This window comes from Rhizobium sp. WYJ-E13 (assembly GCF_018987265.1).
Taxonomy (GTDB): Bacteria; Pseudomonadota; Alphaproteobacteria; order Rhizobiales; family Rhizobiaceae; genus Rhizobium.
The window spans coordinates 618667-637641 of record NZ_CP076853.1 but is presented as its reverse complement, the minus strand read 5'-3'; the positions used below and the strand labels follow the sequence as shown (position 1 = coordinate 637641).

Annotated in this window: 19 protein-coding genes and 1 pseudogene; 10 read left to right on the top strand and 10 right to left on the bottom strand. The window is 59.7% G+C overall.

Going from position 1 to position 18975, the window contains the following annotated elements; all coding sequences use genetic code 11:
• Positions 1-133: 133 nt before the first annotated feature.
• A complete protein-coding gene (locus tag KQ933_RS03120) occupies positions 134-1321 on the top strand; it encodes an IS701 family transposase (protein ID WP_216755009.1) in 1188 nt (395 codons plus the stop codon).
• Between the two features lie 393 nt (positions 1322-1714).
• Here the strand turns inward: KQ933_RS03120 and KQ933_RS03115 are convergent, their stop codons facing one another.
• Positions 1715-2110: a hypothetical protein gene (locus tag KQ933_RS03115; protein ID WP_216757342.1), complete on the bottom strand. Its 396-nt coding sequence runs from the start codon at positions 2108-2110 to the stop codon at positions 1715-1717.
• Between the two features lie 229 nt (positions 2111-2339).
• Here KQ933_RS03115 and KQ933_RS03110 point away from each other — a divergent pair, with 229 nt between their 5' ends.
• The 3 genes from KQ933_RS03110 (at position 2340) to KQ933_RS03100 (ending at position 7120) form a co-directional block, all read left to right on the top strand.
• Complete coding sequence (locus tag KQ933_RS03110) at positions 2340-3896, top strand: helicase HerA-like C-terminal domain-containing protein (protein ID WP_216757341.1); 1557 nt, start codon at positions 2340-2342, stop codon at positions 3894-3896.
• Between the two features lie 227 nt (positions 3897-4123).
• Entirely contained in the window at positions 4124-5920 is a 1797-nt protein-coding gene (locus KQ933_RS03105) for a hypothetical protein (RefSeq protein WP_216757340.1), read from the top strand.
• 9 nt (positions 5921-5929) lie between these two features.
• The gene (locus KQ933_RS03100; protein WP_216757339.1) at positions 5930-7120 is read left to right on the top strand and encodes a hypothetical protein; all 1191 of its coding nucleotides are present in this window, start codon (positions 5930-5932) and stop codon (positions 7118-7120) included.
• A gap of 14 nt (positions 7121-7134) precedes the next feature.
• Here the strand turns inward: KQ933_RS03100 and KQ933_RS03095 are convergent, their stop codons facing one another.
• Genes KQ933_RS03095 through KQ933_RS03090 form a run of 3 tightly spaced genes read right to left on the bottom strand, consistent with a single transcriptional unit; the run spans position 7135 to position 8169 of the window.
• The gene (locus KQ933_RS03095) at positions 7135-7437 is read right to left on the bottom strand and encodes an alkylphosphonate utilization protein (RefSeq protein ID WP_183822658.1); all 303 of its coding nucleotides are present in this window, start codon (positions 7435-7437) and stop codon (positions 7135-7137) included.
• A 50-nt stretch (positions 7438-7487) separates the two neighbouring features.
• A complete protein-coding gene (locus KQ933_RS33710) occupies positions 7488-7613 on the bottom strand; it encodes a hypothetical protein (protein ID WP_301925022.1) in 126 nt (41 codons plus the stop codon).
• A gap of 52 nt (positions 7614-7665) precedes the next feature.
• The gene (locus KQ933_RS03090) at positions 7666-8169 is read right to left on the bottom strand and encodes a GNAT family N-acetyltransferase (protein WP_216757338.1); all 504 of its coding nucleotides are present in this window, start codon (positions 8167-8169) and stop codon (positions 7666-7668) included.
• Between the two features lie 380 nt (positions 8170-8549).
• Here KQ933_RS03090 and KQ933_RS03085 point away from each other — a divergent pair, with 380 nt between their 5' ends.
• Complete coding sequence (locus KQ933_RS03085; protein ID WP_216757337.1) at positions 8550-10085, top strand: ABC-F family ATP-binding cassette domain-containing protein; 1536 nt, start codon at positions 8550-8552, stop codon at positions 10083-10085.
• A 148-nt stretch (positions 10086-10233) separates the two neighbouring features.
• Here the strand turns inward: KQ933_RS03085 and KQ933_RS03080 are convergent, their stop codons facing one another.
• From KQ933_RS03080 to KQ933_RS03070, 3 genes are all read right to left on the bottom strand, one after another.
• Complete coding sequence (locus tag KQ933_RS03080) at positions 10234-11010, bottom strand: VOC family protein (RefSeq protein ID WP_216757336.1); 777 nt, start codon at positions 11008-11010, stop codon at positions 10234-10236.
• Between the two features lie 111 nt (positions 11011-11121).
• Positions 11122-11586 (bottom strand): DUF1579 domain-containing protein, encoded by a 465-nt coding sequence (locus tag KQ933_RS03075; protein ID WP_216757335.1) that lies wholly within the window; start codon positions 11584-11586, stop codon positions 11122-11124.
• 89 nt (positions 11587-11675) lie between these two features.
• A complete protein-coding gene (locus tag KQ933_RS03070) occupies positions 11676-12419 on the bottom strand; it encodes a thioredoxin family protein (RefSeq protein ID WP_216757334.1) in 744 nt (247 codons plus the stop codon).
• Between the two features lie 89 nt (positions 12420-12508).
• On the opposite strand from KQ933_RS03070, the gene KQ933_RS03065 reads away from it, so the two are divergent.
• From KQ933_RS03065 to KQ933_RS03055, 3 genes are all read left to right on the top strand, one after another.
• Positions 12509-12955 (top strand): MarR family winged helix-turn-helix transcriptional regulator, encoded by a 447-nt coding sequence (locus KQ933_RS03065; RefSeq protein ID WP_216757333.1) that lies wholly within the window; start codon positions 12509-12511, stop codon positions 12953-12955.
• 112 nt (positions 12956-13067) lie between these two features.
• Positions 13068-13475 carry a MerR family transcriptional regulator gene (locus KQ933_RS03060; protein WP_216757332.1) on the top strand — a complete coding sequence of 136 codons (408 nt, stop codon included), beginning with the start codon at positions 13068-13070 and terminating at the stop codon, positions 13473-13475.
• Entirely contained in the window at positions 13444-14433 is a 990-nt protein-coding gene (locus KQ933_RS03055) for an aldo/keto reductase (RefSeq protein WP_216758816.1), read from the top strand. Before KQ933_RS03060 ends, KQ933_RS03055 begins: the two co-directional genes overlap by 32 nt.
• A 64-nt stretch (positions 14434-14497) precedes the next feature.
• Here the strand turns inward: KQ933_RS03055 and KQ933_RS03050 are convergent, their stop codons facing one another.
• A complete protein-coding gene (locus KQ933_RS03050; RefSeq protein ID WP_216757331.1) occupies positions 14498-16042 on the bottom strand; it encodes an acid phosphatase in 1545 nt (514 codons plus the stop codon).
• Between the two features lie 210 nt (positions 16043-16252).
• Between KQ933_RS03050 and KQ933_RS03045 the strand changes: the two genes are divergently transcribed.
• Entirely contained in the window at positions 16253-17551 is a 1299-nt protein-coding gene (locus tag KQ933_RS03045; protein WP_216757330.1) for a cytochrome-c peroxidase, read from the top strand.
• 51 nt (positions 17552-17602) lie between these two features.
• On the opposite strand, the gene KQ933_RS03040 is transcribed toward KQ933_RS03045, so the two are convergent.
• Entirely contained in the window at positions 17603-18025 is a 423-nt protein-coding gene (locus tag KQ933_RS03040; RefSeq protein ID WP_183802413.1) for an organic hydroperoxide resistance protein, read from the bottom strand.
• 127 nt (positions 18026-18152) lie between these two features.
• Here KQ933_RS03040 and KQ933_RS03035 point away from each other — a divergent pair, with 127 nt between their 5' ends.
• On the top strand, positions 18153-18629 hold the full coding sequence (locus KQ933_RS03035) for a MarR family winged helix-turn-helix transcriptional regulator (protein ID WP_216757329.1): 477 nt from the start codon (positions 18153-18155) through the stop codon (positions 18627-18629).
• Positions 18630-18691: 62 nt separating this feature from the next.
• Here KQ933_RS03035 and KQ933_RS03030 read toward each other — a convergent pair.
• Positions 18692-18964 (bottom strand): annotated as a pseudogene (locus KQ933_RS03030) (MFS transporter); the annotation flags it as partial.
• Positions 18965-18975: the final 11 nt, after the last annotated feature.

The window sequence follows — 18975 nt, the reverse complement described above, 5'->3', positions numbered from 1 at the left end:
GAGAATTGGATATCCATCGTTCCAGCCGATCCGGCCATCGGTGAAAAAATCCGGCATGATCTAATCTAGTACTACAGTTGCGGTTTACCGGAAGTCATGATTCACTTCCCGCATTTGGCGGGAGGGAAGTTCAATGTCGGTTGCGGGTTGGTCCGGGTCGGTTCTGGCGTGGCATCGTGAGCTCGATGCCTTGAAGGTGCGGTTGGGCTCGGTCTTTGGTCGCCGAGAATTGCGCGCATCGTGCGGTGCCTTTCTGGATGGGTTGTTGTCGGGAGTAGAGCGCAAGACTGGCTGGCTGATGGCGGAACAGGCAGGACTGGAGCGCCCTTATCGGATGCAATCGCTGCTGGGGCGCAGCCATTGGGATGCTGACGCATTGCGCGATACGGTTCGCGCTTATGCAATAGAGTCTCTCGGTGACGCGGACGGCGTTCTTGTGGTCGATGAGACCGGCTTCCTGAAGAAAGGCGCCCATTCAGTCGGTGTCGCACGACAATATTCCGGCACGGCCGGCCGGATCGAGAACTGTCAGATCGGTGTTTTCCTTGCCTATGCAAGCCGCTACGGTCAGACCCTGATCGATCGGCAACTTTATCTACCGAAGGAGTGGGCCGAGGATGAAGCCCGCCGTGCTTCGGCTCACGTCCCCCAGTCCCAAGCCTTCGCGACCAAACCGGCCATTGCAGCCAAGCTCATTGCCGATGCGCTGGATGCCGGCGTGCCTTGTGCCTGGGTATTGGCGGATGCGCTTTATGGTTCGGATTCCAAGCTGCGCCGGATGCTGGAAAGCCGTGGCCAGCCTTATGTTCTGGCAGTGCGCTCCAATCAATGCCTGCGCTTTGTGCGTGAGCAAGGGATCGAGCAGACCGATCCCGAAACGATGGCTGATGAGTTGAAACCGGAGGTTTGGCAGAGCCATGCAGCAGGCGAAGGTGCCAAGGGTCTTCGGCTTTATGATTGGGCCCGTATTCCTCTCAGCTCTCGCCCGGATCCACAATGGGAGCGCTGGCTTCTGATCCGGCGCAGCCGACGCGAACCCGATGCGCGCGCCTATTACTTTGTCTTTGCGCCCGCCGGTACCGAATTGAGCGAATTGGCGGGCGCTGCCGGGCTGCGTTGGACCGTGGAAGAATGCTTCCAGCGTGCGAAGGACGATCTCGGCCTGGATCATTGCGAAGCGCGATCCTGGCATGCTTGGAAGCGGCACATGACGCTCGTCATGGCAGCCGCTGCATTCCTCGCCAAACTCGGCGCCGATCTACGCCGCACCGCTGCTGGCAAACCGAACGAAACGAGTCCAAACCCGCCAATCGCCGCCTGACCAACACCATGGCCTTCGTGCCCAGCGTCGCAGAGATCCGCTATCTGATCAAACGCCTCCTGCTACAGCCCCCGATTAGAGTTCGCCTCATCTTGGCATGGTCACTCTGGCGACGCAGGCATCAAGCATCCGCAATGCTTTCTCACTACAAAGCAAGGCATCAAACGCAACTGTAGTACTAGGAAACGTCGGTGCGGATTTCCATCCGGCGGCTGATACCGCCGGATGGATTGATCATGCCTTAAAAGGCGATTGATGCGTCGACGAAGGAGGCGCGCGGCTGGCCCACGAACTTGCCGCCGTTATTGTCCGTCGAGCGGGCGAAATGCTTAGTGGTGGAACAGATTCTTCACGCCGAAGGCAAATTGCGGAGCCTTCGAGAGATTCGTGATCTCAGACGAACTGGCTGAGGCCGGGCACGGAGGCGACGACCTGGTCGACCACTTCCTCACCGGCATGTTCCTTGGCAATCGCGATGGTCTCCTTGGCGAGCGAGGTGATCTCGCTCATGCCGAGACCTTCGCTCATCAGCTGCTGGCCGAGGCCCATGATGCCGCCGCCACCGAGTGCGCTCATGAGGCCGCCGAGCAGACCGCCGCCATTGCTGGAACCTTCGCCGTTGAACCGGGCGACGAGTTCGGTGGCGCCGGGAATCTTCTCGATCATCTCGGCAACCGGGCCGTCGGCCGCTTCGCGCTGCAGGAAGCCGAGCATCATGCCGAGCGCCTTTTCGGCCAGTTCAGGCGAAATGCCCACGCGATTGGCGATTTCAGTCACAATCTCATTCATCGTCTGCCTCCTGTTGTTGACGTTAACGTCAACGTAATCGAATCGAGGCGGCAACTCAAGCGGCGCTTTGTGAGGTCTCCACTCTTGCTTTCCCTTTTAAGGCAGACAGTTGTCCGTCTCGTGTCGCCTGCTTATAACAGACAAACGATATTTGCATGAATGTGCGGAAAGACGATTATCGCATATTCTGGAATGAAGCGGCGGCATCGCCCGAGGGAGATATTCTTACATGCTCGAGGACGGCAAGATTTTCATCGGCGCGAGCCGCAATCCTGATGACAGCATCAACAAGGGCGAATATCTCGACCTCAAGTTCGGCAACCGCCACGGGCTCGTGACGGGTGCGACCGGCACCGGCAAGACGGTGACGCTACAGGTGCTGGCAGAGGGCTTCGCGAGAGCCGGCGTGCCGGTTTTCGCCGCCGATATCAAGGGCGACCTATCGGGCATCGCCGCCAGGGGCGAGCCGAAGGATTTCCTCACCAAACGCGCCGAGCAGATCGGCTTTACCGACTATGAGTTCGACCAGTTCCCGGTCATCTTCTGGGATCTTTTCGGCGAGAAAGGGCACCGGGTACGCACGACCGTCGCCGAGATGGGGCCGCTGCTGCTCGCCCGCCTGATGGATGCCTCCGAGCCGCAGGAAGGCGTCATCAACATCGCCTTCAAGATCGCCGACAAGGCCGGCCTGCCGCTGCTCGACCTCAAGGATTTCACGGCGCTGCTCAACTATATGGGCGAGAACGCGTCAGAGCTTTCCAGCCAGTTCGGCCTGATTTCCAAAGCTTCCGTCGGCTCGATCCAGCGGGCGCTGCTGGTGCTGGAACAGCAGGGCGCGGAACATTTCTTCGGCGAACCGGCACTGAAGATTTCCGATATCATGCGCACGTCGAACAACGGTTACGGGCAGATCTCCGTGCTTGCCGCCGACAAGCTGATGATGAACCCGCGCCTCTACGCCACGTTCCTGCTGTGGCTGCTTTCCGAGCTCTTCGAAGAGTTGCCTGAGGTCGGCGACCCCGACAAGCCGAAGCTCGTCTTCTTCTTCGACGAAGCGCATCTGCTCTTCAACGATGCACCAAAGGTGCTGACCGAGCGCGTGGAGCAGGTGGTACGCCTCATCCGTTCGAAGGGCGTCGGCGTCTATTTCGTCACGCAGAACCCGCTCGACGTGCCGGAGACGGTGCTCGCCCAGCTCGGCAACCGCCTGCAGCATGCTTTGCGCGCCTATTCGCCGCGCGAACAGAAGGCGGTGAAGACGGCGGCCGATACTTTCCGTCCGAACCCGGCTTTCGATTGCGCCACCGTCATCACCAATCTCGGCACCGGCGAGGCGCTGGTCTCGACGCTGGAAGCCAAGGGCGCGCCTTCGATCGTCGAGCGCACGCTGATCCGCCCGCCGTCCGGCCGCGTCGGACCGGTGAGCGATGCCGAGCGTCAACAGATCATGGACCGCAGCCCCGTGCTGGGCGTCTATGACGAGGACGTGGACCGCGAATCCGCCTTTGAGATGCTGGCCGCACGCGCCAGGAAGGCCGCCGATTCCGAGGCCGCCAAGCGGGCGCAGGAAGAGGCCCCGCAGGAGGGCAACACCACGTCCGGCTGGACGCTCCCCGGCTTCGGTGGTGGCGACGACGACCAACCCACTCGAGGCCAGTCCCGTGGCCGCTCCGGCTATCAGCGCGAAACGGTCGTGGAAGCGGCGATGAAGAGCGTTGCGCGCACCGTGGCGACCCAGGTCGGGAGGGCGCTGGTAAGGGGCATATTGGGAAGCCTGAAGCGGTAGTACATAGCTGAGGTTGCAGTACTGATGCCGATAACAAAAAGTTGCAAATAACTTAAGTATCCGCTAAATTAACTTCGGGGATCAGCTTGGAGTACTGCGATGCTGAAGTACCTTATTGCAGTCGCCTTTATTGTTGTCGCCGGAATAACCAGTCCCGAACAGACAAATGCTGCGGGTCCGTGTAATCCTGCGGTTCAGAAGTGTATCTAGGCAAACGATAAGACGCCATGAGCGATCTTATTTACGTCGGTTTCGTAGTAGCCGGCGCGATGACACTTGTCATTGAGGCCTACAGAAACTTCAACGCCCCCAACGCCAGGCATCCTTTCGAGCTGCATCCAATTTTGAAGGATGTAGAGGTTCGCAACCTTTGCACGACGGGCGAGATTGTTGCGGGCTTTGCCTTCTATGCGGCGCTTTACCTAATTGCCTATTCTGTCGTCCTGAGCTCAGCCGAGGTCTACGGGCTGCTTTCACAAGCCAATAGCGCACTCGGTGAGATCGGCGCAACCGATGGCGGCAGCAGCATAACGGAAGCCGACGTCAATAAGGTCTTGCAACTGTCGTCAGGCAACTACAACAAACCGATAATCGTTTCTGCCCTGATCATCTCGTCGCTTTCCATTGGAGCGGTGAAGCCCATAGAAACGACCATGCGGTCGCTCGCCCACCGTCTCGCCGGCGTGCCCAGAGGCATCTATCGCGTCATCGAACACCTGCGGGATGCTGACTATGCCGTGCTTATGGCCGAACACCCAAAGCCGCTTGTAGACAGCTTCGAAGAGCATGCGGGAGACAAAATGCCCGAGTGGCGAGGGCAGATCGTCGATTCGCTTACGGCTATCGATTGCCTGCTGGTCGCCACGGACAGCAAGAACAGGCTGCTTTATTTCCCGCTCTACAATCTGGAACGACTGAGGGGCCTTTCTGAAAAGATTGCGAACGATATCGCCGATCTGCAGGATTCAATAGAGAAGCTGTCCAACGAGGATCCATCGACGCTGCATGTCAAATATGCCGAACTCGCAGGCAAAACGATCATGTGCCGTTCCAACATCATGGCCTTCTTTGCGGTGCTCTACATCCGCAATGACCACGCCGTCTTCAGCTCGCGCAGTCAGCGAGCGCGCAAGGGAGATCCGATTGCCGGCCTTAAAGAGGAAATCGAGGCAGCAGAAAAGGATGAGCAGAACTCATTCGGTCTCAGTATTCTGACCGCTTTCGTGCTCGCGTTCCTGGTCACCTTCGCGCTGTACTACAAATGGCACTATTGGCAGGGTATCGACACGCCGGCGATTTTCCAGCCTGCAGCCTACACTCAGAACGTCGACGCTGACGTGCTGACAAGCTGCCAGAAGGCATTCAGCACTGAGTGCGATCCTATCGTGTATGCCTGGCGCAGTACGCAGATCCGAACCATCCTCGCAACGGTTACCTGGGATCAATTGCAGACGCTGTTGCTGACGGTCTTCAGTGTCCTATTCGTCATCTTGGGGCGTGAGGTCCGCATCGAGCAACAATCCTGGAGAAGCAATTGGAAATTCACCCAGTTTCCGTTCTTGAAGCTGCTCTCCATGTCGCTTCTATCGGGGCTCGCTGCAGTCTTTTTAACTGCCCTCGTTCAATTGGTACGTCTGTGGTGGGACGCCAATTTCGAACTCACGCAATCACAGATAATCATACTCTTTCAGGATAATGGCCGCTTTTTCGCCCTGCAGGCCATCTCGGGCATTATCTTGGCGATGGCAGCACTGGTCCTGATGGACAAGCACAGTGAACGGCCCGGACGCTCCACGATGATAATCGCAGCGGTGGCAGGAGCAATCTACCTGCTCTATCAATGGGCTCTTATGTTCCTCAGCTACGGTTTCACACCAGGCCCGTCGCAGGCCTATTTCTCATGGACATTTCGCGATGCTCTGATCTTCAGCATCCTGCCGGTTTCCTTTCTACTAATTTTCGCCTTTCTTCTGGAAGTCGGCGAAGACAAAGCTGAAGGGGATACTTCCAAAGACCAAAGTTAGGGTGGCCAGATGAAGGCGAGCACGCGCTTTACTTTCCTCTTCTGCATGATCTTTCTCGCCGCAGGCCTCGTCACGCCACTGCGGTCAACGGCGTATGGTCAGGAGAAGCCAGAACAAACCGAACGGCTGGCGATCGGGGTACGCAGCAAGACCCAACCCTTTTCATACAAGCTGCCACCAGGCGTGATTGACAGTGATGCGACGCGCGGCCCGCTGAGCCGGGCGGGTTACGGCGGTTATATGATCCGTCTCTGCGATGCTGCCCTTGCTGAGATGCTGGTTGATCCGGATATCTCCCCGCCTATCAAGATGGAGAATATCAAAGTCTATGACATCGACGAAGGTGCCTGGGTTGGAGAAAAAGCCGCCGTCTCAAACAATCTGGTCGACGGACAGCTGGAGCCTGCCGCATCTCGCTTTCTGAATCTCGGCAGGAAATTCGATATTCTCTGCGACGCTGCGACAATTACCAATGGGCGTCGCGATGCCATCGTTTCCCCTCCGGTATTCCTGACGGGAATTGGCTACCTGACATTGAGAGGTCAGCCTGCACTGAGCGATCCCTGTGGAAAGGCAGATGCGACGCAGAAACCGGTGGACGGCAAGCCAATATCCGAATCCTCGCCCGCGCTGATTGGGCTCGTCGGCGGGACGACGGCGCAAACTCGTGGATTGCGGGCTCTCGTCGACGCAAGGGAGATGCCGGAGTACGAAAATAACCTGATCGCCGAGCTACGACAGGACAAGTCACATATGTGCCAAGACGGAAAGGTTCTCGTGAGAACCTACAAAACCCACGAGGATGCGGCAAAGGCCTTCTGCAGTGATCAATCCTTCCGCTATTATGTCGGCGATCTTGAGATCATCCGCACCTATGTCAGCGCAATACCCGGGTGCAAATTCGACAATGGTGCGATCACCTACACCAACGACCGCTACGCCATATTCGGCAAAGCGGTCGGAAGCTACAATACATCCCCGGCGTCAAAAAACGTGGAGCGAGAGCTTCTGGTGGCACGTTTTTTTGCCATTCTTAATCAGAAGGTCGTGTTCAACCCTTCGATCCTGGATAAGGCCTACGACGACAGCTTTCCCGGCCTGCCGCAAAGCCGCAAACTGAAACTCTTCTATTGGAGTATTCGCGGAGAACACCTGCCCGATGCAACCGACTCAGCGCCGGAGATCGATAAATCTCAGTGACGCGTTAAGTCGCGTCAGCGCTTACGGACGAATTCCGTGCGCAGGACGAGACCTTTGATCGTATCGTGACGGCAGTCGATCTCCTCCGGATTGTCCGTCAGACGGATCGAGCGAATGACCGTGCCCTGCTTCAGCGTCTGGTTGGCGCCCTTGACCTTGAGGTCCTTGATAAGCGTGACGGAATCACCGTCCTTCAAGACGTTTCCCGAGGCGTCGCGAACCTCGGACGCGGCCTGTGCGGCTGCGGTCATCTCGGAGGCCGGGCGCCATTCGCCCGTCGCCTCGTCGTAAACATATTCGTCGTCACCACCGGCCATGACATTCACCCTCAGGAATTTCCTCAGTTCATGGTCGGCCGCTTATACGATCACACGCTGTTGCGCAACCGCAGTGGCAGACCGGGAAGTGCGCCGTCCGCCGGCTTCAGCTTGAAGAAGCCCGGCAGGCCGAAGAGCGCGTCACGTGGGCCTGCCGGCAAATGGGCGACGAGCATGCCACGCTTTCCTGATGATGCGCCAACATCCCCTGCGGCAATTATGTCGCCATCAAAGCGGCCGTGACATGAAGACTTCGGTATGGCTGATTTCAGCGGGCACAGCGTGAAAAGGCGGGCAATGATCGAAGCCGAAGGCTTCGTAGAGGGAGAGTGCGCTCTTCAAATAGGCTGCGGTATTGACGAGCATGATGGTGCGCGTGCTCTTCTTCGCTTCATCGAACACCCTTTGCATCAGCACATTGCCGACGCCCCGGCCGCGAAAAGCGGGGTCCACGAAGAATTTATGGATTTCCATGGCATCCGTCTCGAATGGCGCGAGTGCGATGCATCCTGCCGGCTCTCCCTCCCATCGGGCGATGAACATCATGGCGTCGTCGGAGCCGTATTTCCGGGCGAGGCTTTCGTGATTTTCGCCGTGGAAAAGCGTCATGACGATTTCAGCGGGGACGCCGTGGGCACGCCCGAGTTCCACATCCAAGGCACCGAGCGCCTGGCAGAAGCCGGCGGCGATCACGAAATCTTCTGCGCTGCCTGCCCTTGAAACGGAAATCATCCCACGTCCCCGATCCCGGCTGATGAAGGCCTTTCATACCATCTGAGCGTGTTTGCTGCCATCGTGATCCCTTGTTTCCAGCCGCAAGCAATGGTATTTCTCCGCTGCAACCGAGAAAAAAGGAGGGCTGCGCGTGAATACCTATTTCCGGCATCATCGCCAGCGTGGCCCAGTCAACGCCCTGCAGATGCGTTTGCAGGGCTGACCAGAGACCGTTTCTCGCGAATCTCTTCCTGGTCTGCCCCTAGTGGCCCTGCTGCACCTGAATGCCCGCCGTTCAAGCCGCAGCATTTCATAATCCGCCAAGCATAACGCGCTTTTCCGTCGATGGCTGGAAGCCCCGGATATGCGTGATGGCTCGGCAAGACCAGGATCAGATCATGACCCTCATCAATATCCGCAATCTCGGCATCGTGCTGTCCGCGCCGCTGTTCTCGAAGCTCAACCTCGTCGTCAATGCCGGCGACCGGCTTGGCCTCGTGGCTGCGAACGGGCGCGGCAAATCCACCCTGCTCAGGATCATGACGGGAACACTGGAGCCGACCGAAGGCGAGATCACCAAAGCGCGGGGGCTCACCATCGGCCATGTCGAGCAGAATGTGCCGTCAGCCCTTCTCGACGCCACTTTCCGCGATGCCGTCTTGCACGCCCTTGCGCCCGATCAGGCCGAAAGCGAAAGCTGGCGGGCGGATGTCGTGCTGGAATCGCTCGAAGTGCCCGAGGAGTTGCGCGAACGGCAGCTTCGGCAGCTCAGCGGCGGCTGGCAGCGGCTGGCATTGATCGCCCGCACATGGGTGAATGAACCCGATGTGCTGCTGCTCGACGAGCCGACCAACCATCTCGATCTCGAAAAGATCGCACAGCTTGAGACCTGGCTGAATATGCTGCCGCGCGACACGCCCGTCATCATCTCCAGCCACGACCGCGCCTTTCTCGATGCGACGACCAACCGGACCCTCTTCCTGCGGCCGGAGCAATCGGCTGCCTTCGCCCTGCCCTACAGCCGGGCGCGTGCCGCCCTCGACGAAGCGGATGCTTCAGATGCGCGACGCTACGAAAAGGACATGAAGACGGTCGAGCAGCTTCGCAAGCAGGCGGCGAAGCTCAACAATATCGGCATCAATTCCGGCAGCGACCTGCTGGTGGTCAAGACGAAACAGCTGAAACAACGCGCCGAAAAGCTGGAGGAGACGGCAAAGCCCGCCCATCTGGAACGGTCGGCCGGCGCAATCCGGCTCGCCAATCGGGGCACGCATGCCAAGGTTCTGATGACGCTTGAAGATGCAGAGGTCACGACGCCTGATGGCACCCTGCTCTTCCGCACGGGCCGGCAGTTCATCTGCCAGGGCGACCGCATCGTGCTGCTCGGCCTCAACGGCGCCGGTAAGTCACGGCTGATCTCCATGCTACGCGCGGCGATCGCCGGGCCGGACACGGCACACGCCGGCATCAAGGCCACACCCTCGCTGGTGCTTGGCTATGGCGACCAGTTGCTTGCCGATCTCAGCGATGCCGACACACCGCTGCAGACGATCATCCGCCGCTTCGATGTCGGCGATCAGCGGGCGCGCTCGCTGCTCGCCGGCGCCGGCATGACGATCGAGATGCAGGGCAAGCCCGTAAAGCTGCTATCCGGCGGGCAGAAGGCGCGGCTCGGCATGCTGGTGCTCAGGCTGACGCAGCCGAACTTCTACCTGCTCGACGAGCCCACCAACCATCTCGATATCGAGGGGCAGGAGGCGCTGGAGAGGGAGCTGATGGCGCATGAGGCAAGCTGCCTGCTCGTCTCGCACGACCGCAGTTTCGTGCGGGCGGTCGGCAATCGCTTCTGGCTGATCGAGCGGAAAAAGCTGGTGGAAGTGGAGAGCCCGGAAGGGTTCTTTGCGAGCGTTGGCGGGCTGAATAGCGGTGTTTGAAGGCTACACCTCGTCGTCAGTCGCGTCGTGTGGCCCCTTCAGATGCCGGCAGGCAGATGAGGGGCCACACGGCACGCAATTCAAACTCTTCGTTCCTGCCTTTTTCAGGAATGAAGAAGCGTGAGATGCATACGCGCTATTCTGCGATCTACCGCTTGCCCGCCGAGAGGCAGAAATAGGCCCCCTGCGGATCCATCCCCTGACAGACCCAGCCGCCGGGAACTTCCATGGGACCGTTGACGACCTTGCCGCCGCCGGTATTGACGCGCTCGATCGCAGCATCGAGCGCCGGCACGGTGAAATAATAGGACCAGAAGGCCATGCCGACTTCCGGCGGGCGGGTCATCATGCCGCCGGTCTGTTTTCCGTGTTCGGCGAAGATGTGGTAGATGCCCATCGGTCCCATGTCGAAGTCCTGGTCCTTCGTCCAGCCAAAGAGCTTGGAATAGAAGTCGAAGGCCTTGGCGCCATCGTTGGCGTAGAGCTCGCGCCAGCCGACATGGCCGGGCGTGTCGAAGGGCAGTTCCGGTGGCGGATTTTCCATCGGCAGCGGCGTCATGATGCAGAGCACCGCTCCGTCAGGATCGGCTACCACGGCAAAGCGGCCGATGCCCGGAATATCGGCCGGCTGGCGGCGGACGGTGCCGCCATTTGCCGAGAAGTCGCGCGCCGATTGATCGACATCGTCGACGGCGACATAACCGGTCCAGTTCGGCGGAATGCCCTGCCCTTCCAGCTCTGCCGGAAAAGGCATCATGCCGGCGACCCTGACGCCGTTTGCTTCGAAGATGACATATTCCGGCTGGTCCGCCGCCGGCATTTTGCTCGATGTCCAGCCGACGACCGATCCGTAGAATTTTGCCGCCGCATCGGGGTCCGGCGTCATCAGTTCGCACCATATGAACTTGCCATGCGTATTGGACATCGTGTTCTCCTCGGTCCACGCTTGAGTTCTGTCTCGTTATTTTACGCAATTCCGGACACAAAACCGCTCTCGCACTTTTGCTGGAATTGCGCTTGAGATGTCCCGGCGATTTCAGCGCTTGCGGGTATATTTGACTTCCATGAACTGCTTCCAGGTGCCGTCAGCTTCCTTGACGCTTGACGTGAAGGTTCTGACGTTGTCGTCGAGGAAGGTGATCTGCTCGCGATAGTCGGCAAAGCCATCGCCTTCGAAGGCCGGCCCCCTGGTGTAGAGCGACAGAACATTACCCGAGGGCTCGACCTCGCCCTCATAGGTCCACATGTAGTCCATCATCGAGCCGATCCAGCTGCCTACATATTTGCTTTTGCTCGAGTCGTAGCCGAGGGTCAGGATCGTCGTCGCCTGCTTGCCGTCGGTCATTTCACCCGTGCCTTCGGCAACGAACCAGATGCCTTGCAGGGAGCGCACGGTCTCCTCCCAAGGCTTGTCGCCGGTCATGTCCGAAGCGGCAACGGCCCAGTGACCGACCATTCTCTCCAGGAAGGCGTGCTCCTTCAGCACTTCTGCAGTCTTCATCGTCCTTCTCCTCCGGATGATGGATGGCTGGCTAGATGTTTCAAGCAATTCCGAACGCAAAACCGCGCAATACTTTTGCTGGAACTGCGTTAGTGGCAGCAGGATGAAGCCTGGGGAGCTTCCTCATATTCATCGTGGCGTTTTACGAAATCCATGGTCGAATCTTCGTTGCGGCCCTTGGGGGCATGATCCAGGATCATCAACGTGCCGAGTATTTCTTCCGCACCGCGAGCATAGCTCGAATAGGTATGGAACACTTCCCCCTTCTCATTTTTGTAGAAGGCCGAAAGTCCAGGCAGTTCGTCATTGGCGTCAGAGGGCGCTGTGGGCGAGAAGTTATAAAAGACTTTGTCTTTGGCAAGGTCCTCAGGCGTGAAAGATACATGATAATCGAAGTTGAAATCGCTGCCGAAGGACGAAACCCAGGGGAAATTCCAGCCCATGCGCTTCTTGTAGGCCTCGATCTTGGCGAGCGGCGCACGGGCGACGGCAACAAGGGTCACGTCGTGGTGGTTGAGGTGGGGCAGCGTGCCGTCAAGATGATCGGCGAGGAATGAGCAGCCGGGGCAACCGGCCTCCCATTCGGGGCCGAACATGAAATGATAGACCATCAACTGGCTGCGGCCATCGAAAAGGTCGGCGAGCGATTTCGGCCCCTGCGGCGTGTCGAACATATAGTCCTTGTCGACTTTCACCCAGGGCAAAGCCATGCGCTCGGCATTCACCTTGTCTCTCAGATGGGTCGCCTCTTTCTCTCTCAGGAGCAAAGCCCGGCGGGCTTCGAGCCATTCCTCGCGGGAAACGACGGGATTTTGAGTCATCTTGTTCAGCATCGTCTACGCCCTCCTCCGGCGCGCCGGCATTTTCCGGCAGATAGTCTCCTCTTCTTGACTAAATACATTGATATCAATAGAAATAGATCATGTCAAATCCGATCGCGATTCCTTTTTCGACAACGCTTCTGGTGCGGGACACGTGCCTGTGCCTGCATGTGCAGCGCGCCGCCCGTGCGCTCGCAAGGCTGTTCGACGACGCGCTGCGGCCCGTCGGCCTTACCAACGGCCAGTTCTCCCTGCTGATGTCCCTGAACCGGCCGGAACCGCCGCCGATGGGTCCTGTCGCGAGCCTGCTCGCCATGGACCAGACGACGCTGACGGCGGCACTGAAGCCGCTGCAGCGCAAGGGTTTCGTCGATGTGGTGCCGAACCCGAGGGATCGGCGCGGCCGCCTGCTCTGCCTGACGGATGATGGGCGGGCGGCGCTGCGAAAGGCGCTGCCTATCTGGGAGAGCACGCATGCGGCGCTGGAAGCAAAACTGCCAAATGGCGATGCGGATGGGCTGAGGCGCGACCTGCAGCGTCTGGCGTGATCCTGCAAAACCCGGAATCTGACGACTGCAAAATCAGCCGCCAAAAGCCTCTTGACTTAGAGTGCGCTCGAAGCCGTAGCTTCCTTGGCGTCGTGACGAGAACAGGTGTCTCATGAAGATCAGTGACCTCGCGAGACGGTGCGGTCTGTCGGCTCATACGCTGCGTTATTACGAGCGTATCGGCTTGCTTCCCTATGCCGATCGCGACCGATCCGGACAACGCGACTATGACGCTTCCATCCTTTCCTGGATCGAGTTTGTCGGCCGTCTGAAGACGACGGGCATGCCGATCCGCGACATGCTGCTTTACGCAAAGCTTGCCGACAAGGGGAAAGCCACTTTCAGCGAGCGTCGCGAGATGCTCGAAGAGCATCGTGAGCGTGTCCGGGTCCATTTGACTGATCTCGAAGCCTGCCTTCGCGTCCTCGACGGCAAAATCGCCTCCTATGCAGAGGCGGAAGAAAGGATGAGAGATGACAAACGGAACATTGCAGAGACGCCGGCTCGGGCACGGACTTGAGGTCGGATCGATCGGCCTCGGCTGCATGGGCATGAACTGGGCTTATGGCGCAACGGAAGCGGACAGGGGCGAGGCGATCGCAACGATCCATCATGCGCTCGATCGCGGCGTAACCTTGCTCGATACCGCCGATGTCTACGGCCCGCATACCAACGAAGAGCTTGTAGGGGAAGCGATCAGAGGCCGGCGTGAGCAGGTTGTGCTTGCAACCAAGTTCGGCATCGTACGCGGATTAGAAGCAATACCTGGCACCCAGACAGTCAACGGGCGGCCCGACTATGCCAAGGCCTCCTGCGAAGGGTCCTTGCGGCGCCTCGGCGTCGACCACATCGACCTCTATTATCTCCACCGCGTCGATCCCGAAACGCCGATCGAGGAAACCGTCGGCGCGATGAAGGAGCTCGTCGAAGCCGGCAAGGTCAGGCATATCGGCCTGTCGGAAGCCAGCCCTGAGACGATCCGCCGGGCGCATGCGGTGCATCCCGTCACGGCTGTCCAAAGCGAATATTCGCTCTGGTCCCGCGATCCTGAAGGTGGCGTGCTGCAGACGCTGCGCGAACTCCGGATTGGCCTCGTCGCCTATTCGCCGCTCGGGCGCGGTTTCCTGTCGGGCGCCATCCGGTCTATCAACGATCTTGCGCCTGACGACTACAGGCGGACCTCGCCACGGTTCATCGATGACAATTTCGAGCGGAACCTCGAACTGGTCGCCGTGGTCGAAGAGATTGCGCGCCGCAGGAACGTGACACCAGCCCAGCTGGCTCTTGCCTGGGTGATGGCCCAAGGCGAAGATATCGTGCCGATCCCCGGCACCCGCCGCCGCAGCCGGCTGGACGAAAACCTTGGAGCGGCCGCCATCGATCTGACGGCACAGGATCTCGAGGAAATCGCCAGGACCCTGCCCCGCGCTGTCGGAGATCGGTACGGCGAAATGGGCATGCGCGAAGTCAACGGATGAACATCCTGACAGTACGAAGTCTTCTCCCCGGCATCCGGGGAGAAGACAAGACATTGCCGCGGCATCAGCGCGTCAGGTCGAGGGCGGCCGTCAGATTGCCCATCGGCGGCTCGTTGTTCAGCGCCAGCGCCTTGTCGCGGGCGAGCAGGCCCGGCAGCACCGGCAGGTCGTAGCGGGCGGTGATCAGGCGCAGGATCGAGGTCGTGTCGTACTGCGTGTGATCGACCATGCCGCCCTTGGCGTAGGGCGAGATGATGAAGGCCGGGATGCGGTTGCCCGGTCCCCAGCGATCGGCCTTCGGCGGAGCGACGTGATCCCAGAAGCCGCCGTTTTCGTCATAGGTGACGACCACGAGCATGTGGTCCCATTGCGGGCTCCTCTCCAGATGCGAGATCAGATCGGCAAGATGCTGGTCACCACTCGAAATATCGGCGTAGCCGCCGTGTTCGTTGAGATTGCCCTGCGGCTTGTAGAAGGAGACGGCCGGCAGTTTGCCGTCGTCGATATCCTTGATGAAGGCTTCCCCGGCAAGGCCGCCGTCTTTCAGGTGCTCGGCACGAGCGGACGTGCCCGGCGCGAAATTGGCGAAGTAGTTGAAGGGCTGATGGTGGAACTGGAAGTTCGGCACCGGCGTGGCATTTTTGCCGTCAAGGACTGCCTGCCAGGCGCCGCTATACCATGCCCAGGCGACGCCCTTCAGCGACAGCAGGTCGCCGATGGTGATTTCATGCTGCGGCGGCAGGGTGTTCGGCTGCGAAGGATCGGCATAGGCTGTATCGCCATCCTTGGCCGGGGCATTGGCGCTCGGCTGGTAGGGTGGCTGCATGGTGTTGACGGCGTAGAAATCAGGCGTGAGGTTGCCGTCGGAGACGAATTTCGGAGCGCCTTCGAGGGCGGATTTTGGTGCATTTTCGGCAACGGTCAGCGAAGTGCCGTCTGCATCAACCTTGGCGATGGTGGGTTTGGCAGGGCTCTTGTCAGCGTCGGCATAATAGGGCGCGCAGGCGCAGACCAGTGCGAAGTGGTTGAGGAAGGAGCCGCCGAAGGCGCCCTGAAAGAAGTTGTCGGCGAGAACGTATTTCTTGGCGACCTGCCACATGGGCAGGATAGAGCCGTCATAGTGGCCCATGACGAGGCTGCCGGAATCGGCCCAGGCGACGAACTTGTCGTTCTTGCCGCCGTCGATCTGCATCTGCTCCTGATAGAAGCGGTGCCAGAGGTCGCGGGTGATGACGGAAGGCGACTGCGCGAAACCCTTGGGATCGTCGATCGAGAAGGCGGCGTTGGCGAGATGTGCGGACTGCGCCTCGGTGACGGCTGGCGTCACACCCATGGCGGTCAGGCCGCCCCAGGCCGGCGGCAGTTCGGCAAGCGGCGCGCCATCGCGATCGAGCTGGCGTGCCTGGCCTTCGCTGACATTGGAGAGGCCATTGGCGCCCGGAAAGCTGCCATAGAGGTTATCGAAACTGCGGTTTTCGGCGTAGATGACGACGATATTCTGGATCTTGTCCATGCCGGCGGGCGCAGCATGAGCGGCCGTGGCTGATACCAGCGGCAGCATGGCCGAGCCGGCCAGCGAAAGATTGCGGAGAAGCTTCAGTCTGGTCATGGCGGTATACCTCATGGCTAAGGGGCGTGGCTAGAGGAGCGCCCGGCGGAAATGAAAAGGCCTAAGCGCAAGCGCGACGCTATTCCTGCCGTCTATCAACTTTGTGACATCGGGCGGGTCGTCGCCACGGCTGGCAGGCGCGCGTCATCAATCTGTTGCAGTCAGGTTCGATCATGGGGAGGACGATGTTAACCCATTGGAATCCTTGGCATGACGACAAAGATTATCTGGCTGCTGCGATCCGGTCTGGCGCTCGGTTTGGCGGCGACTGCGCTTGGTTTCAGCCTTCCGCCCCTGCGGCAAAGCAGCGCGGCCATCACCGGCGGCATACACCCCGGTCCGATGTCGCGGGCGGAGGCCTATGCCCGCGCCGAAGCCCTGACGGAACTCGGCCGCAAGATGTTCTCCGATGCCTCGCTTTCGGCCTCCGGCGTACAGGCTTGCGCCTCCTGCCACGATCCGCATCATGCTTTCGCCCCGGCCGCCGCGACGCCGGTCGAAATGGGCGGGCCGCATATGGACCAGCCGGGCCTGCGCGCCGTGCCGACCTTGCGCTATCTGCAGGCGGTCCCCTCCTTCACCGAGCATTTCTACGATTCCGAGGATGAAGGCGACGAAAGCGTCGACAACGGGCCGACCGGCGGCCTGACCTGGGACGGGCGCGTGGACCACGGCTATGACCAGGCGAAGATCCCGCTGCTTTCACCGTTCGAAATGGGCAACAGGGATGAAGCCCAAGTCGTCACCTCACTCAGCAAGGCGCCCTATGCCGACGATTTCAGGGAGATTTTCGGCCAGGAGATTTTCGGCGATGCCAAGGATGCCTTCCGGGGTGTGGTCGAGGCGCTCAGCACCTTCGAGCAGAGCAGAGCGGACTTCTATCCCTATTCCAGCCGCTATGACGCCTTCCTTGCCGGCAAGGGAGCACTGACGGCGCAGGAACTGCGTGGGCGTGAACTTTTCGAGGATCCGGCCAAGGGAAACTGTTCGAGCTGTCATCTGAGCGAGCCCGCCAATGACGGCGAGCCGCCGCAGTTTTCGGACTTCGGCTTCCTGGGGTTGGCGGTGCCGCGCAACATGGCGATCCCCGCCAACAGCGACCCTGATTATCACGATCTCGGCCTCTGCGGCCCTCAGCGTACCGACTTCACGGATCGGCCGGACTATTGCGGCCTGTTCCGCACGCCGACGCTGCGCAATGTGGCGCTGAAGAAGAGCTTCTTCCACAACGGCTACTTCCATTCGCTACGCGATGTCGTTTCCTTCTACGCCACGCGCGACAGCGATCCCGGTCGGTGGTACCCTCGGGATGCCGACGGTACGATCCGCAAATATGACGATGTTCCGCAGGCCTATTGGGACAATCTCAACCGCGACCCGCCCTTCGGCCGCAAGCCCGGCGACTCGCCGGCACTGACGGAATCGGAGATCGACGACATCGTCGCCTTCTTGGGCACGCTGACCGATGCGGATCAGCTGCCCAGCCCAGCACAACAAGCGGCGCACTGAAAAAAGCCGGAGTGATGCCCCCGGCCTTTATTCACTGGCGCTGCAGGACAATCAGGCAACCGTGACCGGAACTTCGGTCGAGGTGCGCATGGCGTGGCTATAAGGGCAGACGATATGGGCGGCCGCAGCGAGCTTTTCGGCGGTTGCCTTATCGACACCCGGGATGTTGACCGTCAGCGCAACTTCGATGCCGAAGCCGCCGCCATCTTCACGCGGGCCGATGCCGACGGTTGCGGAAACCGTTGTTTCCTCGGGAATCTTGACCTTTTCCTTGCCGGCCACAAATTTCAAAGCACCGAGGAAGCAGGCCGAATAGCCGGCTGCGAAGAGCTGTTCGGGATTGGTGCCGGTTGCGCCGTCGCCGCCGAGCTCCTTCGGCACGGTCAGCGTGACGTCGAGAACGCCGTTTTCAGAAACGGCGCGGCCTGCGCGGCCACCGGTGGCAGAAGCTTTGGTCGTGTAGAGAATAGGCATGACAATCTCCTTTGGTTAGCCCCGTTCGTCCGGGTTGAGTTTTTAATAACGTCCAATTAAATTGTACGCAAGTGAATTTTGCAAATTGCATTCAGAATTTGAAAAGAGGACAATGAGACCTCTGGGGATGGCAGCGATGAAAGCGAGAACGGCGAAAGTGATGGAAATACCGGAAGAGGAAAAGCGGCTGGAGAAGCAGCTCTGTTTCGCGGTCTATGCGACGGCGCACGCCTTTACCCGCGCCTACAAGCCCATACTCGACAGGGTGGGCCTCACCTATCCGCAATATATCGTCATGCTGGTGCTTTGGGAAAAGGCCGAACTGCCGGTCAAGACGATCGGCGAACAGCTCGATCTCGATTCCGGCACGCTCTCCCCCCTCCTCAAGCGGCTGGAGCAGAACGGCCTCATCAAGCGCCTCCGCGATTCCCGTGACGAACGGCAGGTCATCGTGTCGCTGACGCCGAAGGGTCAGTCGATGAAGGGCGAGATCAATACGATCATGTCTTCGATCGGCGAGGCGATCGGCTGTACGCTGGAGGAAATGGCCGTCATGCGCGACATGCTGCACCGGTTGCGGGGCAATCTCAACGCCAGCATATAGGCGGAGACGGAATTACGGCCTCAGACAGAATGCCCGCGCCTGATAGACGCGGGCAATTTGCGTTATTCCGCGGTCTGATAGGCCTGCTGGCGAACCGTTGCGGTCTTCGGGCCGACAGCGGCAAGCAGGGTGATCAGGATCGCCAGCAACGCCACGAAGACGATGCCGCCGATCCGGAAGGAAGCAAAGAGCAGACCGGAAGCAAGACCCGACTTGTCCTCCTCGACATCAGAGAGCGCGGCAACCTGGATTGCCGGATAGGTCATGGCAACCAGAATGATCGGATCGATATGGCCGACCAGTGTCACCCAAAGGATGTAGCTAAACTCCCTGATAAAAAAGCCGC